The sequence below is a fragment of the Arthrobacter sp. B0427-1-12 genome (assembly GCF_059092905.1).
The window spans coordinates 1-20,537 of sequence record NZ_JBNHIC010000029.1; the positions used below are offsets into that span (position 1 = coordinate 1).

Annotated in this window: 19 protein-coding genes and 1 pseudogene; 7 read left to right on the top strand and 13 right to left on the bottom strand. The window is 63.3% G+C overall.

Going from position 1 to position 20,537, the window contains the following annotated elements; translation table 11 throughout:
* The first annotated feature begins 105 nt into the window (after window positions 1-105).
* Window positions 106-405, top strand: a complete 300-nt coding sequence (locus AC5RWU_RS16090) for a hypothetical protein (protein WP_494032073.1) — start codon at window positions 106-108, stop codon at window positions 403-405.
* A 122-nt stretch (window positions 406-527) separates the two neighbouring features.
* Window positions 528-950: a hypothetical protein gene (locus tag AC5RWU_RS16095; protein ID WP_494032072.1), complete on the top strand. Its 423-nt coding sequence runs from the start codon at window positions 528-530 to the stop codon at window positions 948-950.
* 279 nt (window positions 951-1,229) lie between these two features.
* Here AC5RWU_RS16095 and AC5RWU_RS16100 read toward each other — a convergent pair whose 3' ends face one another.
* Entirely contained in the window at window positions 1,230-1,442 is a 213-nt protein-coding gene (locus AC5RWU_RS16100) for a hypothetical protein (protein ID WP_494032071.1), read from the bottom strand.
* On the opposite strand from AC5RWU_RS16100, the gene AC5RWU_RS16105 reads away from it, so the two are divergent.
* Window positions 1,441-1,782: a type II toxin-antitoxin system HicB family antitoxin gene (locus tag AC5RWU_RS16105; protein ID WP_494032070.1), complete on the top strand. Its 342-nt coding sequence runs from the start codon at window positions 1,441-1,443 to the stop codon at window positions 1,780-1,782. The two genes, AC5RWU_RS16100 and AC5RWU_RS16105, sit on opposite strands and share 2 nt — an antisense overlap.
* Window positions 1,783-2,071: 289 nt before the next feature.
* Here AC5RWU_RS16105 and AC5RWU_RS16110 read toward each other — a convergent pair whose 3' ends face one another.
* The 5 genes from AC5RWU_RS16110 to AC5RWU_RS16130 form a co-directional block, all read right to left on the bottom strand.
* The gene (locus tag AC5RWU_RS16110) at window positions 2,072-4,030 is read right to left on the bottom strand and encodes an SIR2 family protein (RefSeq protein WP_494032069.1); all 1,959 of its coding nucleotides are present in this window, start codon (window positions 4,028-4,030) and stop codon (window positions 2,072-2,074) included.
* Window positions 4,031-4,133: 103 nt separating this feature from the next.
* Window positions 4,134-4,493, bottom strand: a complete 360-nt coding sequence (locus AC5RWU_RS16115; RefSeq protein ID WP_494032068.1) for a hypothetical protein — start codon at window positions 4,491-4,493, stop codon at window positions 4,134-4,136.
* Window positions 4,490-5,314, bottom strand: coding sequence for a hypothetical protein (locus tag AC5RWU_RS16120; RefSeq protein ID WP_494032067.1), 825 nt, complete (start codon window positions 5,312-5,314; stop codon window positions 4,490-4,492). Before AC5RWU_RS16120 ends, AC5RWU_RS16115 begins: the two co-directional genes overlap by 4 nt.
* 36 nt (window positions 5,315-5,350) lie before the next feature.
* Window positions 5,351-6,931, bottom strand: coding sequence for a hypothetical protein (locus tag AC5RWU_RS16125; RefSeq protein ID WP_494032066.1), 1,581 nt, complete (start codon window positions 6,929-6,931; stop codon window positions 5,351-5,353).
* A gap of 389 nt (window positions 6,932-7,320) precedes the next feature.
* A complete protein-coding gene (locus AC5RWU_RS16130; protein ID WP_494032065.1) occupies window positions 7,321-7,620 on the bottom strand; it encodes a DUF4193 domain-containing protein in 300 nt (99 codons plus the stop codon).
* Window positions 7,621-7,968: 348 nt separating this feature from the next.
* On the opposite strand from AC5RWU_RS16130, the gene AC5RWU_RS16135 reads away from it, so the two are divergent.
* Window positions 7,969-9,066, top strand: coding sequence for an ATP-binding protein (locus AC5RWU_RS16135; protein ID WP_494032064.1), 1,098 nt, complete (start codon window positions 7,969-7,971; stop codon window positions 9,064-9,066).
* Window positions 9,067-9,279: 213 nt separating this feature from the next.
* Window positions 9,280-9,407: pseudogene (locus AC5RWU_RS16140) on the top strand (recombinase family protein); the annotation flags it as partial.
* A 9-nt stretch (window positions 9,408-9,416) separates the two neighbouring features.
* Here the strand turns inward: AC5RWU_RS16140 and AC5RWU_RS16145 are convergent.
* On the bottom strand, window positions 9,417-9,698 hold the full coding sequence (locus tag AC5RWU_RS16145; protein ID WP_494032074.1) for a hypothetical protein: 282 nt from the start codon (window positions 9,696-9,698) through the stop codon (window positions 9,417-9,419).
* Between the two features lie 51 nt (window positions 9,699-9,749).
* Window positions 9,750-10,610: a hypothetical protein gene (locus AC5RWU_RS16150; protein WP_494032063.1), complete on the bottom strand. Its 861-nt coding sequence runs from the start codon at window positions 10,608-10,610 to the stop codon at window positions 9,750-9,752.
* A 374-nt stretch (window positions 10,611-10,984) separates the two neighbouring features.
* Here AC5RWU_RS16150 and AC5RWU_RS16155 point away from each other — a divergent pair, with 374 nt between their 5' ends.
* Window positions 10,985-11,242 carry a hypothetical protein gene (locus tag AC5RWU_RS16155; protein WP_494032062.1) on the top strand — a complete coding sequence of 86 codons (258 nt, stop codon included), beginning with the start codon at window positions 10,985-10,987 and terminating at the stop codon, window positions 11,240-11,242.
* 173 nt (window positions 11,243-11,415) lie between these two features.
* A complete protein-coding gene (locus AC5RWU_RS16160) occupies window positions 11,416-13,260 on the top strand; it encodes a helix-turn-helix domain-containing protein (protein WP_494037067.1) in 1,845 nt (614 codons plus the stop codon).
* Between the two features lie 187 nt (window positions 13,261-13,447).
* Here AC5RWU_RS16160 and AC5RWU_RS16165 read toward each other — a convergent pair whose 3' ends face one another.
* From AC5RWU_RS16165 to AC5RWU_RS16185, 5 genes are all read right to left on the bottom strand, one after another.
* Complete coding sequence (locus AC5RWU_RS16165; protein ID WP_494032060.1) at window positions 13,448-13,726, bottom strand: hypothetical protein; 279 nt, start codon at window positions 13,724-13,726, stop codon at window positions 13,448-13,450.
* A gap of 8 nt (window positions 13,727-13,734) precedes the next feature.
* Complete coding sequence (locus AC5RWU_RS16170) at window positions 13,735-15,813, bottom strand: FtsK/SpoIIIE domain-containing protein (protein WP_494032059.1); 2,079 nt, start codon at window positions 15,811-15,813, stop codon at window positions 13,735-13,737.
* 432 nt (window positions 15,814-16,245) lie between these two features.
* A complete protein-coding gene (locus AC5RWU_RS16175) occupies window positions 16,246-16,884 on the bottom strand; it encodes a hypothetical protein (RefSeq protein ID WP_494032058.1) in 639 nt (212 codons plus the stop codon).
* A complete protein-coding gene (locus AC5RWU_RS16180) occupies window positions 16,881-18,461 on the bottom strand; it encodes a peptidoglycan DD-metalloendopeptidase family protein (protein ID WP_494032057.1) in 1,581 nt (526 codons plus the stop codon). The genes AC5RWU_RS16175 and AC5RWU_RS16180 overlap by 4 nt, the downstream gene beginning before the upstream one ends.
* Window positions 18,458-20,536 carry a hypothetical protein gene (locus AC5RWU_RS16185; protein WP_494032056.1) on the bottom strand — a complete coding sequence of 693 codons (2,079 nt, stop codon included), beginning with the start codon at window positions 20,534-20,536 and terminating at the stop codon, window positions 18,458-18,460. The genes AC5RWU_RS16180 and AC5RWU_RS16185 overlap by 4 nt, the downstream gene beginning before the upstream one ends.
* Between the last annotated feature and the right edge of the window lies 1 nt (window position 20,537).

A 20,537-nucleotide genomic window follows, 5' to 3' on the forward strand; every position in this document is an offset into this window, starting at 1 on the left:
ACCAGCGACAACGGCTTCCCGCTGAAGGCCAGCTACCCCTCCATACAGGAGTACCAGCGCACCGAATAGCCCCGCCGCACCGGCAGAGGAAAGGAGGGCAGGCCAATGCGGCAGCGGATCCGCTGGACCAGAACAACCGAAGCCGACATAGACATCGACCCGGACACCGTTGCCGTCTGGGCCGCCTCATCCCCCGCCTACCGCCACCTCGCACCGGGACATACCACCCCCGGCACCGCATCGACAGCCTCCATACGGCACATGATGGCCGCCAACGCTCACTTCGCCGCCATGGCCACCACCCACTACGCCATCGCCCACGACCTGCTCAAAACCACGGACGCCGAGCGCGGAGACGGCCCGCCGGCACCCTCCCCGACCCTCGCCCGGTCGGAAGAGCCTTAATCCCGTCCCTGACCGCCACCCCGGGCGACAAGGGGCCGGCTGCCGCTTCCCTGAGGGGAGGCGGTATGTCCCCCTTCCTGCTAGAAAGAAAATCGAGACCGTACCCCGTCAAAAGGATTCCCATGGCCACCGATGCCCAAGCCCAGCTGCAGGTCACCGCCGAGAACCTCCGGCAGGTCAACGAGCAGCTGGCACGCCTGCGCGGGCATAGGGCCGGCCTCATCACCAGCGGTCTCGCCCTGGGCATCACCGCCACCGATCTGGCCAAAGCAGCCGGCATCTCCCGTCAGCGGCTGTATCTCATCCGCGGCCCGGAGCCGGTCGAGCCTCCGTCGGCTTCCCCCGCCGACATCCTCGCCGAGCTCCGCCAAACAGCACTGGACCACCAGGACCGGGAAACCGAACACGCGGCACTGACCGGCCGGCTCAACCAACTCATCCTCACCGTCCACGCCGAAGGAAAGCTCAGCGTTGCCGACTTGGCGAAGCTGGCAGGGGTCAGCACCGAATACACCCGCAGGATCCGCCGTCAGGCAGGACACTAGCAAGGCCGGCCAGCCCCCGGTGGCCGGCCGCAGCACCGGCCCGCCGCTGGCGGGCGCAGGCCGAACCACCCCGGGGGTTGAGGGGTTGGGGCGGAGTTCTTCCCTCGGGGCCGGGTTCGGCGGTTCCGGGGCGGTGGGGGCGGCATAAAAGCCGCTTTCAGCGGAACAGCCCGCGAAGCAGCCGTGTTGGGGAAGCGCTCGTGATTGACGGAATGGTTCCATTAGTGGAACCATGGTGGTGTGGCGTCGGTGGAGAAAGTTGAAGAGCAGGCACGGAACTCACCCCAGAACCTGCGCTTCAATGATCTCTACCGGTTGTGCACACACTACTTCGGGGAACCCCGCACGGAACAAGGCGGATGCCACGCCGTCTTCAAAACACCCTGGCAGGGAGATCCCCAGATCAACATCCAGAACAAGGGCGGCAAGGCCAAGCCGTACCAAGTCAGGCAAGTCATACAGGCAATCGACAAACTGAAGGAGACGGGCCATGGCAGATCCTAACGTCTCACTGGTCGCTCACTACCGGTACTCGGTGACCTGGTCGCGCGAGGACCAGGAGTACGTGGCCACCGTATCCGAGTTTCCCTCCCTCTCCTGGCTGGATGAGAACAAAGAGGAAGCACTGCGCGGACTCGAAAAACTCTTACGCGAAGTAGTTGAAGACATGCGCGCCAAAGGAGAAGAGGTTCCCCTTCCCTTTGCCGAACGCACCTACAGCGGCAACCTGAAGGTCCGGGTCACCCCGGAAAAGCACCGCCGCCTGGCCATCGCAGCCCAGGAACAGGGCGTTTCCCTCAACCGTTACCTGAACGACCTGCTCTCAGCCTAGGTCTCATCCACCGGCTCCAGCACAAGCCCCCGGCAGGGATTGCTGAGGGCACGGCTATGGCCGGATTCAGCACCAAAAACCTTCAGCAATCCCCTGCCCCCTGCCGCACGTGTGACTGCATCTCTGCCGTCCTGGATGCTGCGCCCCCAACAGATCCACCGCAGCACCGGTTCAGGCGCGGGCGCCGAGGGCATCGCAGGAGAGCAGAAGCAGCGGCCCGCCAGCGATGATCATGATCCCGAAGGCACCCCTGATCCGGCCGAGCCGGGGACGTACCGTCCGGCGGTGCTCAGGTCTCGTCGATCCAGAATTCCTCCCCAGAAGTCGGGCCCGCCGACTCAGCGGCGCGGTGCAGGGCGATGTTCGCGGCGTGCAGCGTCTCGATCACGGCTTCGTGGGGACCGGCCAGGACGCCGCTGCTCAGCAGGGGGTGGGTATCGCCGGCTCCGGTGATTTCCCGGATGAGCCGGTGCACCACAGCGGATTCATACCGGTTTGTTTCGGCGTTGAGACGGACTTTCAGGTGCGGTGTGCTGAACGGAATCAGCTCGGCATAGCGGCCACGGGCCCGATCATAATTGGCCCAGGCATGGGCCTTCTTCTCCTGCGCCTCGTCGCGGCGGCCGGCGTCGTTCGTGTGCCCGGCTGCCTGGAAGTCTTCCTGCGCCTGCTCGTACTTGTGCCGCCTCTGAGCAATCGTGGCAAGTTTGCTGGGGGCGTGCTCGTTGGCTGCGGCTGCGGCCAGGTTGCGCAGGAGCTCGAACCTCTGCCAGCTCTCCTCATACATTCTCGCGCCGATGCTCAAGTGCTCGACCAGCACGGGCCGGAGCCGGTGAAATACCCGGGCGCTCGCTGACGGTACATTCTGGTGCAGCCGGACAGGGTCAAGAACCTGTACTGCCGGCCCGTGTCCTGTGCCGGGTGCTTCTGCTTCCAGGGTGAAGAGCATGCGCAGGGTCTCGTGACGGCCAGCGGCTGTTGCCGCGATGCCGGCCGCATAGAAGAGCTGGAGGGCTGCCAGGTTGTGCAGCTCCAAAACGGCTGTGTTCCCGTCGGCGTGCGGGGCCGGCAGCAGGGCTTCGATCTCACTGCTCCACCACCGGTCCGTATCCGTGCTCCCCCAGTAGGCGGATGCAGCCACCAGTGCGGCCATGACGGTGGAGGCTTCCTCGAGCCGATCGGCCATGGCCCGATAGCCGCCGTCGGGGGATTCGGTTCCGGTGTAGCTCTGGAGCAGGTCCGGGTGTTGGTGAAGGCGGTCCGATTCCCGCTTGAGCAGATCATGCAGGGGAATCGCAGTGTACCGGCCGGCGAGCTCACGCTTCGCGGTCGCCATGGCGACCGGCACGCTCAGCGGGTCCCTGGCCGCCGCCCGCTCCGCGAGCGCCCGATACGCATCGTGCAGAACCCCCAGTGCCTCGTCGGCAGTGGCCTGAACCTGTGTCGCCCCCAGATGCGCACCCAGCTCCCGGGCCTCATCGGTGAAAGGCCCGGATTCGATCCAGTAGGGCACATAGATCCGTCGGAAGCTGCGGGCCAGCGCCGCCCGCAGCCCGGGGTCGTAGGTGGCCGGCCACCCCACCAGCACCAGCCCGTACTCCTGTACGATCCGGTCCAGGAACGCTTCCGCCACAGCGGAATACGCCCCCGGCTCCGCGACCGGATTGAGCATCTCGGAGGGGACGAGGTAGTCCCCGTGCAGATGCACCACCAGAGCCCGGATCGGATGCAGCGGTCCCAGTCCCGCCAGGTCTGCCTGGTCATGGGCCACGACCGGATGGATGCCCCGGGCTCGCAGGGCTGTTTCCATGAGGTTGTCGAAGTTGAGGGTGATGATGATGTTGACGGCGCCGGCTTCGACGAGGCGGGCGAGGGCTTCGTGGGCTTTGGTGGGCTGCTTGTGTCCGTCTTCCTCCTCGGCGGGTGTCGGTTCGAAGTAGCTGCGGAGGATTGCCTGGCGGGCGTGTTGGGTCGGTGCCAGGTGTTCGAGGAGGCGTTCCCAGGTTGGGTCCTGTCCGTAGGTTGCGGTGTACCAGGCGAGGCGCTCGTCATCGGTTCGCGGGTTCGCGCCCTTGATCGTGGCCAGCCGAGCCAGGAGGTCCTGCAGGACACCCCAGGCCGACGGAACCCCAGCAGCGGCGGAGGCGCCGGGGCCGAGGATGACCGCGTAGGAGCCGGGGGTGGAGGTCAGGGAGAAGGCAAGGCTGATCAGCTGCTCGTCCGGGGCTTGCTGCGGGTCATTGCTCACTGTCGTTTCCTTACCAACGTAAGTTCAGGTCCGAGCATAGGACACCCGCAAACCCCAGAACACCGGGGTGCCCGGGGACATACCACCGTCAGGTCAGGCCTCGTCAGGTCAGGCCCTTCTTGGGTGGGCGGCCGCGCATGCCGATGCGTTTGGTGGCCCGCTCGCGCAGGTAGGTGCTCACTTCCTTCTCGTCCCAGAGTTTTTCGTCGATGACAGGTTCGGGGAAGTCCTTCATCCGGGACCGCTCGGTACGGGAGGACGGGACGGTGACGCCCATCTTGGCGGCGACTCCTTCGGAGTTGATCAGTCCCCTGATGCTGCGGGGCCCAAGACCTGCGGCGTGGATCTTTCGGGCCAGGGACTCGATGTCCTCGCGGACCGTGTCGTCGGAGACGGTCGTGAAGGAGTCGTAACCGCGGTGGCGGGCGATGATGTCGAGCAGTTTTTGTTCCGTGACGTTCATCGTTTGCGTCCTCGTGCCCTGCGGCTGCCTTTGGGTGCCGGGGCGGGCCGGTTCCGGCGCCGGGTGCCCGCTTCGTCCATTTCCTTGCGCTCTTCCTTGGGCCGGACTGCATTGAAGACCGTCATGGTCACCTTCACGACCGGGGCTTTGGTCGGGTCCAGGTCGGCGTAGCGTTCTCCGGACTGGGAGAGGATCCAGCTGGTCATGTCCCCGCCGTGCAGGTCCCGCACGTCGGCCAGGATGTCGGAGGCCAGGTAACCGGCCTTGGAGCCAATATCCATGACGCGCCCCCGGCCGTCGCCGGTGTCGAAGACGACATTGAGCTTGACCCGTTTGTCCCGGCGGGCCTGGCTCTTGGCGACGTTGCGGATCTTGTTCATCAGTTCGTTGATGCCGGCGGAACGCCCCTTGGCTACCTTCGTTTTTGGCATCTCGATCACATGCTGCCGCCCCCCTTCCGGGAACGCGGTCGTCGTCGAGGTGAAGGCACCACGCCTGGGCCTGGGTTCATAGGTGCCGGTGGTGTCCTTGGGCACCGTGACCTTCTCCCTGGCTCCGGCCTTGGCACGCACCGGCACAATGTGCCCGTCCTTCGCCCGACGCCGGGGAGTCAGGTGGGTGACCGTACCGGTGCTGTACAGCTCGGTCAGCGAGCGCCGGTAGGCTTCGCCGCTGGTTTGGCCGGTGGCGACTTTGCGGAGCATCTTTTCGCTTCGGCCCAACTGTTGGCCCAGTTCAGTCCAGGTGTAGCCGTAGATGGAGCGGATGTGCTGGACGAGTTCGGCCGGAGAAAGCTCGTCCGGGTTGGGACGTTCAGGCATGGTACGTCCCCGTCCTAACTGCGGCAGTCATGGGTCTTAGTCCTCCGGTGTCAGGAATTCGGTCTCGAAGAAGGCCGCGTCGATGCCGGCACGGACTGCCCTTTCGCGGAGCCGGTCGCGTTCGTCCTTGGTCACCGGGGTTTTCACCGGCCCCTGCAGCACACCCTGCAGGCGCAGCCGGCCGGTTTTCCCGTCATCTCCCCCGCCCTGCTCCACCGGCAGCGCCCAGCGCGGAACCTCGGTCGTATAAATGGCGTCACCGTTAATACCGATCAGCGTCCGGGCCGGCACGGCGAGCGCACCGCCGGTGTGGTTGTTGGCCATGGGGGCGGAGAGGACTTTCGCCCGCCCCCGAGCCCAGACCTGGGCGGCCAGTTCGGGACGGTAGAACGCCTTGGCCCGGCCGGACAGAGCGCTGGATTCCTTGTAGATGAAGGCCTTGCCCTGGCGCCGCATGCTGGACAGATACTCGGGCGGGACATCTTTGGGGTCCCAGGCTACGACGGTACGTCCCCGTCCCCGGGAGGCGAAGGCGCCAATGGACTGGATAACGATCGCCCGCAGCGCGGCGCTGACGGCAGCGCGGATAATCGGCGGCATTTCCTCATCATTGGTCACCCAGTCCCTGGCCTTAATAATCCGCGCGGCAAAGGTATCCAGCGGCCGGGCAGCGACCGGCTTATCCCCCCGCCGGGAAGGCATGTACTTATTGAAGACCACCGACTCAATCGGGTCGATCATCCACCCGTACTTGCGGGCCACATGGATCTCCGCGGTATCAGCCCACGTCTCCCCCACAGCGCCGGGCCGGTTCGGGTAATACCAGCCCTGGTCCAGCCGCTGATGCTGCACCCCGAAAATCCCCACATGGTCCCAGCTATCGGGGACCCGGAAGCGGATCAGCACCCGCGCCCTCGCATACGGATCAGCGGTCAGCAGGTCCATGGTGTCCTGACGGTTCAACCGCACCCCCGGCCCCACCCCCAACTCCCGACACAGCGACGCATACATGAACCGGCCATCCGTATACGCAAACGTCTCCAACTTCGGAGTGACCACCGGATCCACCAACGGGATGCAATCCTCATGCGCCGAAAACGAAGGACCCGCCACCAAATGCTCCAAATGATGCTGACCCGAAGTGCGATGAATCTCCTCGGCAATATCATCCGAAAGAGGCTCCGGATCCAGATTCTTCGGCAACGACAACGCCCACAAATTCGTCCCCGTCGCCGCCGGCGTCAACGCCAGCGGCGCCCCCTCAAACGCCTCCGACACCATAAACGCCGTCGCATCCCAGGCCTGCCGCGCCTGCTCCGGGACCAACGGAACATTCCCAAACCACTCCGCCGCAGTACGCACCTCAACCCGCTGCCCCGTCGCAACACGCTCAAACCGACCCGTCACCGGCATCCCCAACCAATGACCAATCGGCTTCCACCCCGGAGTCTGCACCAACAACCAATGCCGCTGCCCCTGATCCGCCAACGGCACCCGCCCCGTAAACATAATCCGCTCAGCACCCGCATCAGCAGCCGTATCCAACATGTCCTGCAAATTCGGATTCTTCCGGCGCTCGCCGATTTTGGGGCGTATGGTCTGGCCGTTGGAGGCCACGCCGCGGCCGGTGGTGTAGTCGACCCAGATGGTGGGGACGTTGCGGAGCCCGCCCCAGGGTGTTGGTCGCATGCGCCGGCTTCCTCCCGCTCACCAATTTTGTTGATTCAACAATAACAAAACTGTCGAGGGAGAACGCACGTTCAAACCACCGAAATCTTCGTGTGGCACCGAAGGCATGCCTCTGCCTTCCGAATAGAGTCAAAGGCGGCGAACCGGCAGACCCCACCGGTATACGAAGTAGATTGTCAGCTTAGGCGGGAAATGGTTGCGAACACCATTCGACTCGGAGCGTCAGCGTTTGCGTGCGCCAGGGGCCAAATGCCGTCGAGGACTGATAGCGGCGGTGTGCCACCGGCCCACCGCTTGGCCAGGTGCGCTACGGTCGCTCAGCCTTCGCACTCAGCGCAGTAGGCCAGCCCGTTTTGCTCCCGGGCCTTTTGGGAGCGGTGATGGACCAGGAAGCAGGAGCCGCAGGTGAACTCGTCCTGTTGGATGGGAATAACCTTGACCACCAGTTCCTCACCGGACAGATCGGCACCCGGCAGGTCCACACCATCGACGGTGTCGTTCTCGTCTACGTCGATGACAGCGGTCTGCGCTTCTGCCCGGCGGCTGCGGAGGGCCTCCAGCGATTCGCTGCGGCCCTCGTCCTCATTCTGCTTCGGCGCGTCGTAATCAGTGGCCATCTTCGGGAATCATCCTCCTCGTTGCTGATATGGGCAGAGCAACAATAGCCGATGTCCCTCCCCGAACCTCCGCCAATTCAAGTGCACCGGCAATTTGCCAAAGACGTAGCAGCAGTCTTCGGCTTATCTAGAGCCGCTGCAACGACAGGAATCCGCACCCGAACTTGCAGGTCCGCCTCAGGCCAGGCTTCAGAGCTGATCTGCAGCCAGTCAAAGTCGGTCAAACCAGGCAAAGTCCCCCGCCGGCACTAGCTAGCTTCTGCCGGATAAAGGGGCTTTGTGGCTCATAAACTCACAAGAAGCCCCAAACTCACAAAACTCACAGCTACTCACAGTAGGATGCTGTCCATGGAAAATCCGTTCCGGCCCTCAGCCGGTGCTACACCCCCGGAGATCATCGGACGCTCGGGTCTGCTCGACGAGTTCGATTACGGGCTCAGCCTCGGTTCGGGGGCGCCGGGGCTGCTGACCATCTTCACCGGCGCCCGGGGCATCGGCAAGACCGTCATGCTCGGGGCGGCCCATGACCTGGCCCGGGAGCACGGCTGGGCCGTGATCGCCGAAACAGCCACCGAAGGATTCCTGGGCCGGATCGGCGAATCCATGCGCCGTCTCGCCGAGGAACTCGGCGACGGCCCGCAGCTCCGGCGCATCACCGCCATCGCCGCCGCCGGTTTCAGTATCACCACCCAGCTGCCGCCCGAGCGGCAGGTCGCCTGGCGGACCATCGGCGAAGAACTGCTCCGGCTGCTGGCCGCCCGGAACACCGGACTGGTCATCACCGTCGATGAAATCCATGCCGCCGACCGCGCTGAACTGGCTCAGCTGGCCGCCAGCGTCCAGCACTTCATCCAGGACCGGCTTCCCATCGGCCTGGTCTTCGCCGGACTACCGGCCGCCGTGTCGGACCTGCTCAACGAAGGGGTAGCGACCTTCCTTCGCCGCGCCGACAAGATCGACCTGCACGCCGCAGCCGTCCGCGACGTGGAAACCTCCTTCACCGCAACATTCACCGCAGCAGGCTTCACCGTCGCTCCAGACCTCATCCGCCGCGCGGCGGAGGCCACCGGCGGATACCCCTTCCTCATCCAGCTGGTCGGATACTTCCTGTGGCGCGAAGCCGAAAACAACCACGGAACCCTCACCCCCAACGCGGCCGACAGGGCCATCGAAGCAGCCAGCAGGCGCAACGCCCGCACCGTCATCGAAGCAGCCCTGGCCGCAGCCTCCCCCAAGGACATGGAATTCCTGCACGCCATGGCCCAGGACGACGGCCCCTCGACCGCCGGCGACATCGGACGCCGCATCGGCGCCAAAACCAACCTCGTCGCCAACTACCGCGCCCGACTCCTGGCGGCCGGACTCATCGAACCGGCCGGACACGGCAAAGTCGACTTCGCCATCCCCGGCCTGCGCCAACACCTCCGAAACAAACCCCTGCCCTAACGACCACCACACGGCAAAGGGCTAGCGAATCTGAATTCCGGCGCTTCCAAATCCGGCGGACTTCGAGCGTCTTTCGTGGCCCTGGAGCACGCCCCAACCTGACGTCAGAACAGCATCTGAAAGGCGTCAGATAGAGTTCAAAATCCTGTTTCTTGACACACTCTCGAGAAACTCTTGGATTTCAACCTGACAATCTAGGGGTTGGAGGGCAGAATGGCGGGTCAGCGGATCGGATACGTGCCGGCCAGCACCTGGACCAGAACGAACAGCGCCAGCTCGAAGGCCAAACACTCGACCGGGTCTTCACCGACAAGGCCTCCGGCCGGGAATCACCCCATCCCAATGGGCTTCTATGCTGGCTCCACGCTCCCAGGGTCTTGCGATTCGGTAATCACTGGCACCAGGTACGGCGAGCGGAATATCAGCTTGGCCGCCTTGGCCCACTTGTAGGGGTTATCTTCGAATCGGATCCACTCGCGTGGGTTGTCTGCGTCAGGAGCTGCCGGCGTTGTGTCGATGATCTCGGGATCACCTGTGATTTCGATGGAATTGTCGTCGTGGACGATAAGTACTGCCCTGGTTTCCCAGGTTGCTAATGCGTCGTCAGGTACTTGAAACTCAACCTTGATCACCGCCGCACCTCCTTTTCCCCGGTCGAATTTGTTTATTTTGAATAAACAATATCAATAATCCCCGAACCTGAGAAGAGTCCCTGTTTCGAGCATTCTCTGGGCTCTCCTACGCATGGCTTCGATACGCTCCGGTTCCAGCACCCCATTCAGGCCAAAGGAATCGGGGGAATCCAGCAGCTTGCGCAGTGCCGCCTTCTCATGGTCTTTCAGCAGGTGACGTCTGCTGTCGATTCGTTCGGCCAGGAAGTGGTTGACGTTCCGGACATCCCCGGGACGAGCGAAGGAGAATCCGTGGTCGATGAGGTGCAGTGTGTCGTGGCCGCCCAGGTAGTTGCCGCGGTGGCGGTCCTGCTGGCCAATCAGTGCATCAAAGAATGCCGCGTCGTCTTTCAGGCCGTCGGAGGCACGTTTCTTGTAGCCTTCCCAGCCCGGGACCCCGTAGGAGATGGATCCCATCTGCCCGTCGATCTCCCGCAGAACGCAGGGTGGAACCAGCTTTTCCCACCGTTCTCCCAGATTCCTAGCCATGTGCCAGGCGGCGAATTCGTGAATTGGCTGCACCCGATCCGACTGCCCGTAGGCGCGGGCACAGTTCTGGTCGACGCCCCCGAAAGGCTTGTGGAATCCTTTCAGCCCCTCGAAACCGAACGATACGCAGTTGGTGGTATTCACGCCCGCCACCACGGGAACGGATTTTCTTGGGATGGATTCGAGTAGTTCCCGCTCATCCGGGTGGCCGCCCTGCAGCTTCAGAACGTTGTTGATGCATTCTTGCAGTTGGGGCGTCACCCACCGATCGGAGGAGCGCCACAAAGGGCCCTTCTTATTCTCCGGCTCTTGCCGAAGGGCCTTGTTCGCGGTGTTCCGGCTGCCTTGGAGCATGCCGGACGGTGCCCCCAGTTCTCGGGCCATGGCCTTGAGCTTGTCTGCCGGCTTCCTTTGAAGTGACTCGAGCACCTCGACTGGCAGCTGCTGTTCCCCCGCCCATGCGAGGACGTCTTTGCGGATTTTCCTGTTTTCCCGCCGACGACGGTTATGCGCTTCGAGGGCCTTTGTGCCTTGGCAGCCGGCACATCGTCGGCCGCCTTCATGCAGTGCCCTACACACCGGGCGCATCTTTCCGGGATTGCACCTGAGCTGCGTTTGTTCGCTTCACACAGGGAGTAGGCCTGTTTGCCGGAAGAATTGCTGTCAGGCTGGCACCGGTGTTGATGCTGGTGTGACACATGTTGTCTTAAACGGCGTGTCGGAACCCACAAGGCTATTGATATTGCTAGGTTCGGTTCATGAGCGCAACGAGACTACGACGCCGCCCGCGTGGCACAGCCGTCAATACTGTCCAACTGCTCGCCCATGTAGATCCGCAGGCCAAAAGGAACCTTCAGGACATCGCCCAGCGGATGGGGATTTCCTTGGGCGAGTTCGTGGAGAAAATCGAGAAGAATCTCGAGCTCGATGGCCGGGGCTTGCCCACGTGGTGGGACCCGGAAGAGCAACGCCAGGAAGAACTTTCCCTAAATGAAAGGTCCCTGATGACCGGTTAAAGAAAGAGTGGGCCGCCGCCAAGCAACCCACTTCATTCAAGTATGTAGTTTCTTCTGAACAACCGATCGCCAAATCCCTGTTCAGAGGTTCCTTGGGAACCAGCGCCAACTGGTTCCCGATCTTCATCCAAGGCCTTTGCCATGCCTAAATGAAAGGTACGCGTCCAGAGTACATGGACACCATTTCAAAGTCGAGTATGCCTGCCCGCGCGTCTTCGGACGTCGATAGCGGAAAAGTTTGGGCTGCCCTGGCCCCGCTGATCGCGGGACGCCCCTGGTATCGGTTTGCCGATGCCCATCAGCAGTATGTCCCCCGTAATGAACGCAGGTTGCGGGAGTTGCGCCCCGGGCAGCCGGCGGCCGTGATGATTTACGGCCCGGACGGGACAGCCCAGACCTTATGTCTCGATATAGATATGAAGCTGGGCCAGAACCAGGCTCAGCGGGACGCAGCCGGCATCCGCACGTGGCTGTCTGATTTCGGTGTTTCATATGTCGAGGATGTGTCTCCGTCCGGAGGGCGCCACTTCTATATCCCGCTGCGTCATCGGATGCCCTGCGATGAGGCTCGGGCTTTTGTCGAGGGCCTGAAGACCAGGTTTCCCTCACTCGATCCTTCCCCTCATCGTGCCGCACGCCATGGCTGCATCCGGGTTCCCGGATCCGTTCATAAGCTCGGGGGTTCCCAGCGCCTGGTTACTCCTTTTGATGATGCGCTTCGAATTCTTTCCGTGCGCAATCCGCGCGAAACGGTAAACCGGCTTGTAGCCGATCTGCGCCCCCAGATCGAGGAATGGAGTTCGTCCCGACTTCCAAGCTCAACCCCTGCCCCTGTTACCCGTTTGCCATCGGCTCCGCCGCTTCAGCTTCAAACCGGTCCCATTGCCAGGGACATCGGAATCAACGGGTTCTCCCACCACGGCAGCTACCAGTCCCCCTCGGAAGCCCGTCTCGCGGTACTCAACTCCCTTGCTTCTTCCGGTTGGACCGAACAGCAGGTCCAGGACCAGTTGGCATGCGGTGCCCTGCCTGGACTAGCTGCCCTCTATGCGAAGTACAAGCCTGCAGCTGCCGATCAGACCCTCAGGATCGAATGGTCAAAAGCCGAGAGCTTTGTACAAAAAAACCCCTCCTTCCGCCCCCCGAACAGACGTATCCGTAAATGCGACATAAACGGGACTTTTAACTCACAGGGGGGCGGTACTGGAGGGTCAGCTAAGCGGTTAAGTCACCAGAAGATTCGTGAACTTCGAAGTGTGCTGTTTCTCTTCGACCAGAGGCTGAGTGGTCGGCGCTCCGGTATCTATCAACGACTCCTGCTTCGAGCTTTGATTGCTTACGCACACATGCTGGGTTCTACCACCGTGGACGTAGGATGCAGGGCACTGGCGGTGGCAACAGGACTGCACCACGCCACTGTGGCACGCTTGCTGAAGGAATTAAGCCGAATGCCCGGGTCTCCCCTGCAGCTACGGGAACACGCACAGGGCGTCAAAGCGGATGTCTACGAGCTGGAGCTATGCCCGGAAGACGCGGCAGTAGCAGAAACCAAACCCTGGTCTAAGGGACGTATTCATGCCTTACGCCCTGTATTTCGGGCACTGGGAGCTGTTGCAGCACTCGTTTATGAGGCGGTGGAAACACTGACAGCACCACGCACGACAGACATCGTCAGACAGAGCGGCATATCAGCATCTGCGGTAGATCAGGCACTGAAAACCCTGCACGAGCTCGACATGATCGAACGCTGGCACGGAACATGGCGGATCGTTCATACGACAAATTTGATGCAACTGGCAGACCGCCTCGGCGTTCTGGACGACGTCAATCGGCAGATCCAGCAGCATCGTCGTGAACGCCGAATCTGGCATGAATTCCTGGCAGGCCTCCCCGGCAGCACGCTTTACACCCCGCCGCTCATTGAAGCCGAGGTCTGGGACCGCGAGCGCGAGGATTACTGGTTGCCGCCGCCGGATGAAGATGCTTCGCTGGTTGGATTAGCTGCCTATGCGGCGTAGGTCCTTCACGGATCTGAACCGGATGGTCTTAGTGCTCAGTCGGATTGCCTATGTCTTGGCGAAGCCGAGTCTTGCTCGATGGCCATTTGGCATGGTTATTGCTGCTGTGCCAGGAGCCGGGGTTGCCGAGGAGCGGCAGGCTGGATGCCTTGGGTGAGATTTCTATGACGGTATGTCCCTCTATGTCCTATTTGTCTCGGCTGCGGGTTCGTCGGATGCTGAAGGCCGCTGCGGTGATGATGAGGATCAGTGCAGCAGCGCCGATGATGAGGCGGGGCAGGTCGAGGCCTGCGTTGATCTGGGGCAGGGTCAGGAGGGACTGGGAGGCCGGTACGAGTATGCCGTGCTCGAGGAGCCATTCTCGGATGGTGGTGAAGGCGGCGCCGATGGGGATGATTCCAAGGGCCACTGCTGCTGCGCCGAGGAGAAGCAGGACGAAGTTGTCGGTTTCGTTGTCGTTGTTCACTGATGTCCTTAGAGGTTTGGGTGCCGGACGGGGATCAGCGTTGATTCGTCGAGACTGACGGTGTCTGGTTCACCGGTGTCGAAGGCTCGGTAGTCGAGGACGAGGCAGGTGTCGTCGAGGCCGTCGGGTTCGATGTTTTCGACGATTCCCCAGAGTTCGAGGGATTCGTCGATGAGTGCCAGGTCGCCTTCTGTCAGGTCGGTGATTCGGAGGTGTTCGGGTTCGGTATAGCCTTCGAAGTCCTGGAGCTCCCCGGCTGCTTCCGGTGGCTGCTGCAGGTCTTCCTCGTCCGGGGCCGGGACATACCGGGAGGTATCGGGTGCCGTGGCATCGGAGGGGTTTTCGGCGGGAATGTAGTCGATGATTTTGGCTTGGGCATAGTCATCGAAGGTCAGTTGGATGGGCTTGCCGTCGAGGTCGTCTTGGTCGGGGTCGAGGATTTCGATGGATTTGCGGGGATACAGGGTTTGTGTGGGCCGTAGTTGTGCGACGTCGTCGGCGGCGAAATCCGGGCCGTTGGGGTTGGGATCGGGGGCGTAGAACGTTTGGATCTCTGTGGGCTGGGAGTTGTCGTTGAGGCCGATGCCGCGGCCGCGGGCTGCTCGGGGAATGCTGGTTCCGATGGCGGCGGATTCCCACATCATGAGTGCTCCCTGCGGGGACATTCTTCCCATGGAGACGCGGGCGCCGAAGTTGTCCCGCATTTCACCGCCGACGAATTCGACGTCCGGACGCTGGAGGCCGATCACCATGTGGATTTTCGCGCTTCGTGCCAGGCGGGCCAGATCGGCGATGAGGTCCAGGACCGGTGGTTTGGCCGGTGCGCCTTTGGGTTTGACTTGTTTCCACCAGCGTTCAACCCGCTTGAGGAAGGTGGTCAGCTCGTCGATTACGAGTGCGAGGGGTTCGAAGTCGGCCAGATTCGCCCGTCCGTCTTCGATCAGGGCGTAACGCTCTTCCATTAGCTCGTGGGCGGCGAGCACCAGGCGCACCTGATGCTCGATTCGGGAGGCCACCAGTTCAACATTGGGCCAGTCGCGGAAACCGACGAATTCGATCCGTTTGCCGTCGAGGATCCAGGTACGCCAGCCGGCCTGGGTGATGCGCTGGACGATGTTGTGTTCGAAGACGGTCTTTCCCGTGCCGGTGCCGCCGACCACCATCATGTGGGCCTGGACAGCGGGCCACCATTCCAGCGTTGTGCCGTCTTCGTCCACGCCGTAGGGAATCCGGAATTTCTTATAGTGCTCATGGTCGACGGCGAGCGCGGCCTGCTCTGTGGGGGGACGGACCAGGGTGGGGAGCTGGTTTCTGAGCGTGAAGGTGACGGTATCGTTTTCCAGATCCCAGTGGGCTTTCCAGCGTCCTTTGACTCTGGCGCTGAGGACCCGTTCGACTCTGACGCGGCGGGATCCCATGGCCATATTGTTGCCCTGCTGGTGTTTGATGCTCAGGGTCTTGAGCTGGCCGCCTGTTTCGTCGAAGGTGACGTCGGCGGATTCTCCGAAGAGGTCTTTGATCACTCTCTGGGCTCGTTTGGCTTCCGGGCTGGCGTCCTTGGGCGGCTTGTCGGCGGCGGGGTCGGTTTTGAGGCAGAGGAGTTTGCTGCGTTGGTTGTGTTTGTGGATTTTCAGGTTCGCTTCGAAGGTGCGATTGCAGGTGTCCACGACTTTTGCGGCCCAGGCCGGGTCTGAGCCGTTGATGTGTTTGGCGTACCGGATTGTGATGCTGCCCGGGGTGCCGACGAATCCTCCGTGCCAGTTCGAGCAGCGGATGACAGTGCGGGTGGGCTTCCGGACCCCGAGGAGGCTGCTGAGTTCCTCTACGGCGTTGTCATGGATGTTGCCGCGTTTGGCCGAACGGATTCCGGCTGCCACGGCCAGGATAAGGAGGGACATACCGCCCAGGCCGATGAGCAAGATCAGGGAGGGGCGGCCGGCCAAGGACGCTGCGGCTGCGCCGGCCGCTGTGGATGCGGTGATGGCAACGGCGGCGTAGGGGTAGATGGGTGTTCGCGGGGTCAGCTGTGTGAGCTCCGGTTCGGGACCTGTCCACCGGCTATTGGCTGTCTTGATCGTACGAACCACTTTTTGCCTCTCGCCGTCCGGTTCCTTCTCACCTCCTGTAGGCCGCTCGGCCGGCCGTTGTTCTATTCACTCCACGCCCGGTGCCGGGGCGACACGCCGTCGGAAAATGCCGGTTTCCTCTTGACAGTAGGGTCTATCATCGACACTAGGTTCGCTTGCGGTTCTTAAGGGTCGATGAATCATCCCCCACCGTCAGGAAAAGTATCTCCATCCAGATCCACCGGTTACCTGCCTGCAGGGTTTGTTGCCGTAGCCCCTGGCAGCCGCTCCCTCTTTACTTCCTCTGCCGGATCTAGCGTGAAAGCTGGCAGCGGTTATGGCCTTACGGACCGCACGAGCGACAGATATCCCCGGGTGCTGCCGGGACATACCGCGGAGGGCTCGCACCCGCCCGGAGTGCCCCCTTTTCCGTAGGCCGCCGGGGTCCCGGGTCTATGGGCGGGGTGAAAGGTCAGAATAGCCGCTGACCTTCCAGCCGTCCCCGACCTGTTCAAGCTCGATCAGCTGCTCATACTGGACCGGGTTAGCGGCTTCCCACGGATCCTCGCTGAGCACGCGCACGTCATAGGCCACCACCACAGAGGCGGTGCGGGACCGGCCAGCCTCGGCCACAGCTGCCCGGTTGATATGCACCTCGGTACGGGACCGGCCAGCGACAAACCGCTCCCACGCCACGGACGAGTAACTGACGTCGGAGCCCGTGAGGGCATCGGTGAATCCCGGGGTGGCCGTCCGCGCTATTGCCTCACCCCAGATGCCCGGGGAGTCCTGCCAGGATCTGCTGTGATAGGCGATGACAAAGTCCCGCGCCGCCGCCGAGAGGATCCGCTCCTGCTCCGGGGACATACCGTCCAGAAACGTGTTCACCGGTTCTGGAACAACCGCCGCAGATGCCTGAGTCTGCGGCACTGCGGGGACATCCCCGGATGCGGAACCAGCCGCCGCCGGGGCGGGCCGTTCCAGAACAGCACCGGCCGTGGAGCCGGCATCGGAAGTCTGGAACAGCCAGCAGCCGGCCGCTGCCAACACCGCGGCACCACTCCAGATCAGTGCCTCCGGCCTGAGCCTCACGCAGGTCCCTCCTCGCTGAGCAGGACGAAGTATTCAGAGTCCTCGCTCCAGGAGACCGGATGCAGCAGCGTCCCCTTCTGCGGGTTCAATGCGCTGTACATCATGCCGTTGCCGGCGTAGATACCCACATGGCCCCACACCTCATTCTGCTCGTCCCAGTTCTGGACCACGAGGTCACCCGGTTGCGGATCGGAGGTCTTATCTCCGGCTTTCCATTGGCCGGTCCGCGGCAGCTCGGCCCCGATCTGGGCATAGACCCATTGAACGTAGCCGGAGCAGTCCCACTGGCGAAAAGCGGTTCCGCCCCATTGGTAGCTGCCGCCGATTCCCTCCCGGGCCGCAGCAATAAGTGCCGCCCGGGTGCCGGCGGTGTCGACGGCCTCGACCGCCGCGTCCCGGGCCGGATCACACTGGGCCGGTATGTCCCCGCCCAGAGCAGCCAGGATCTGCTTCGCCGTCGTCTCCCACTTCGCATAAGCGGACGGGAACGCGGAAATTTGAACCGCCTGCGCCGCCTGCCCGTACGGCATACCCTCCCACCCCGGAATGTCGAGCAGACCACGGGGAGACCCGCCGTTCGGCCCGGTCGGCCCCCCGAAGAAGGCACGGGCCGCATAAGCCGGATCCATCAGCTCCCCCACACTCCCCCAGCCGGAGGCCGGCCGCTGCTGAAAGGCATTGACCGAATCATGGTCTGCCCCGACCTGATCGTGCGGGTAGTCCAGCGACTCGGGCACCGCTCGGTTGGCGTACACCTGCAGGTTCGATTCCTGCAGCGCCGTCATCAACGCAATGACCAAAGCGCTATCGGGCACCCCCAGCCGGTGACCCTCACCAATGATGGCCCGGGCCACCCCGACCTGGGCATCGGAAAGCACCATCGGCTCCCCGGACGGGGCCATCACGCTCAGACCGGCAGCAGCAACCGCTTCCGGGGTCTGCGGGACCGAAGAGTCTTCGGCCCCTATGGTGATGCCCCGGTCGGCCAGAAACGTCTCAGGATTGACCGGTTTTCCATCGACCTGGATCTCCAGGTGCAGATGCACCCCCGTGGCCGCTCCGGTGGCTCCGGTTCCGCCCAGCGGATCTCCAGCCCGGACTGTGTCACCGATCTGCACCCTGATGGTTCCGTCGGCTCCGTGCGCATACACAAACCGCGTCCCGCCGCCGGCATCGACGTAAATGACGTTGCCGCCCGAGGACGGCCCGACATACGTCACGGTGCCCGCAGAGGCGGAAAAGAACGGCGTCCCCTCCGGCACCCCGGCAATGTCCACCCCCGCATGAAACGTCAACTGGTCTTCAGAAGTGAAAGGCAACGGGACAACACCCGCACCAAACGGATTCGGCCGCTGCCCGAACCGGTCCGTCACCCGCCCCACCAGAGGATTCGCCACCGACCCCTTGACCGCAGGAACAACGCACTGCCCTGAACCGACCTGCCCCGCACTGAGCTGTTCCGGACGCGACCCGCCCAGCGCACCGGCCATCGTCGTGACCGCCAGCAACGGCATCACCACCAGAGCCAGGACCGTTAACCCGGCCAGGACGGCCCCGCCAATACAGAGCTTCCTCACCGCCGGGCTGCCCGGGCCGCCATCCTGGCGGCCGCCAACTTCCGGGCCAGCGCCTCATGCCGCGGCCGGGGCGTTCGCCGGGCCGCGGGAGGAGTGAGCACCCGTCCTTCCAATGCTGTCTGCACGGAGGCCCGCCCGTCCCGCCCGACCACAATCCGACGGGACACGGACGGTACAGTCCGTGCAGCCGGCCCCGCTGCCGGTGCCCGTTTCCGCTTGACCTCGATGGCTTTGGCCGCTGTCCCGGCAGCCAACGCGATGGCCGTGCCGTGAGGGCCGCCGGCCACTTTCGCCGCAGTGGAGACCGCCTTCAACGTCGTCGCGGCTTTGGAACCCGTTCCCCATCCCGGTGCAGGAGCCGGCGGGCCGGCGGCGGCACTGTCCGGGCCTGCGGTCAGCGCCGACTGCCGCCGGCCGGATACCGCTTTGAGACCCGCGGCCGGGGAGGAACCGCGGCGCTCGCCCAGATCCTCGAACCGTCCACCGTCCTGCTGGAACCGCCCGCTGCCAGCCGCGGAATGACTCCCCGCCCGCCAGGAGCCACCTGCGGGAACGGGGCTGGCCGTATGTCCCCCCTGCCTGGGATCAGCGTGCCCCTTTTCGTCCTGGCGCTTTCGATGCCGGTTCCAGGCATCCCGGGCGTAGGGTTCTGCCTTCTCCATCAGGGTCTTGATCGGGCCGGGCCGCGCCTTGCTTTGGGCACCGGTGATGCCCAGTCGGGAGATCCGCTGGGCCAGCGACTGGCCGCTGGCTTTGGCCTTCCGCCAAATCATCCAGAGCAGAACCGCCAGGAGGATCATCATGAGGTTCACAAAGGCCATCTGCGCGATGATGCCCAGATGGGCGGTAGACCCGGATACGTAGACGATGATTTTCAGATAGGCCGCTAGCAGGACCTGCGCCATGACAATCATGGAGGCGTAGAGGAACACCATGGTCAGTGACTGCCAGAATCCGTTGCGCGCTACCCCGGGCAGGATGCCCCATAACGCTGTGGCCATCAGCTTCAGACCTTCCCAAAGGGTCAAGCCGACAGCGGCAAGAAACACCACAGCCAAAGCGAGCGCGATGATGATCAGGCCGAGGCTGCCGGTTTGAATGATGCCGGCCACGCCGAGCTTGGTCAGTGATGCTGAGGAGCTGTAGGCCTTGGCGTCGTCGTCGCATTCTCCTACCCGGTCGCGCAGGGTGCTGTCTTTGGTATTGAGCGGGTCGGCACCGGTGATGTTGTCGTCAAAGATCTGGTCGCATTCGTCGGTCAGGACATTGCCGAAGGAAATGGTCTGGGCGGGGATGCGGACGAAGATGTCGGAGAGTTGGGCCATGACGGTTTCGCTCAGTATGTCGCTGGGGTCCGTGCTGTGGGCGGGGGACGGGGCATTGGGGTCGGTGACCAGTGCGACGGCGAGTTCGCCGCCGTAGTCCTGGGTTTTGGCGAGCAGTCCGGTGGGGCCCGTGACGGTCTGGACGGGATTGGCCAGGATTCCGGTCGCCATGACGGCCAGGAGCCCGGCAATGATGATTTCGAGGAGTCCGGAGGAGACTTTGCCGCGGATGATGTAGAGGATGGCCACGCCCATGGTCAGGGTCATGGCGAAGGGGACCCAGTGCAGCTGGGAGGTGAGGTCCTGAAACGATAGCGCGATTTCATTGACCGGTGTGGCGATGAAGGCGACCCATTCGAAGGAGATGAGGAATTCGATGAGGGTGAAGACGGCGATGACCAGCAGGATGTGGATCGTCCAGAAGATGTCGATGAGGGCACCGAGCCACCACATGTCCATGTTGGTCAGTCCTCCCCGGTCGATGGGCAGGCTGAGGTATTGGTAGAGGCTGATGCCGTGGCTGTCTTTGATTGCCAGGCTTTCAAACATGGCATCGAGGGCGTTGCCTTCACCGGTGTCGGCGTGGGCGGCAGGTGCGGCTGCCAGGGTGGCGGCCAGGGCCAGGACCGCGGCCGTCAGGATCCGGGTAGCGGCCGTGGATGCCCTCGTCCCGGAGGCGCTCTTCCCGGGGGTACCGGGCTGGGGTGCGGTTGGCTGTTTCCTTCCTTTTCGGACGGTGCTGGGCAGCATG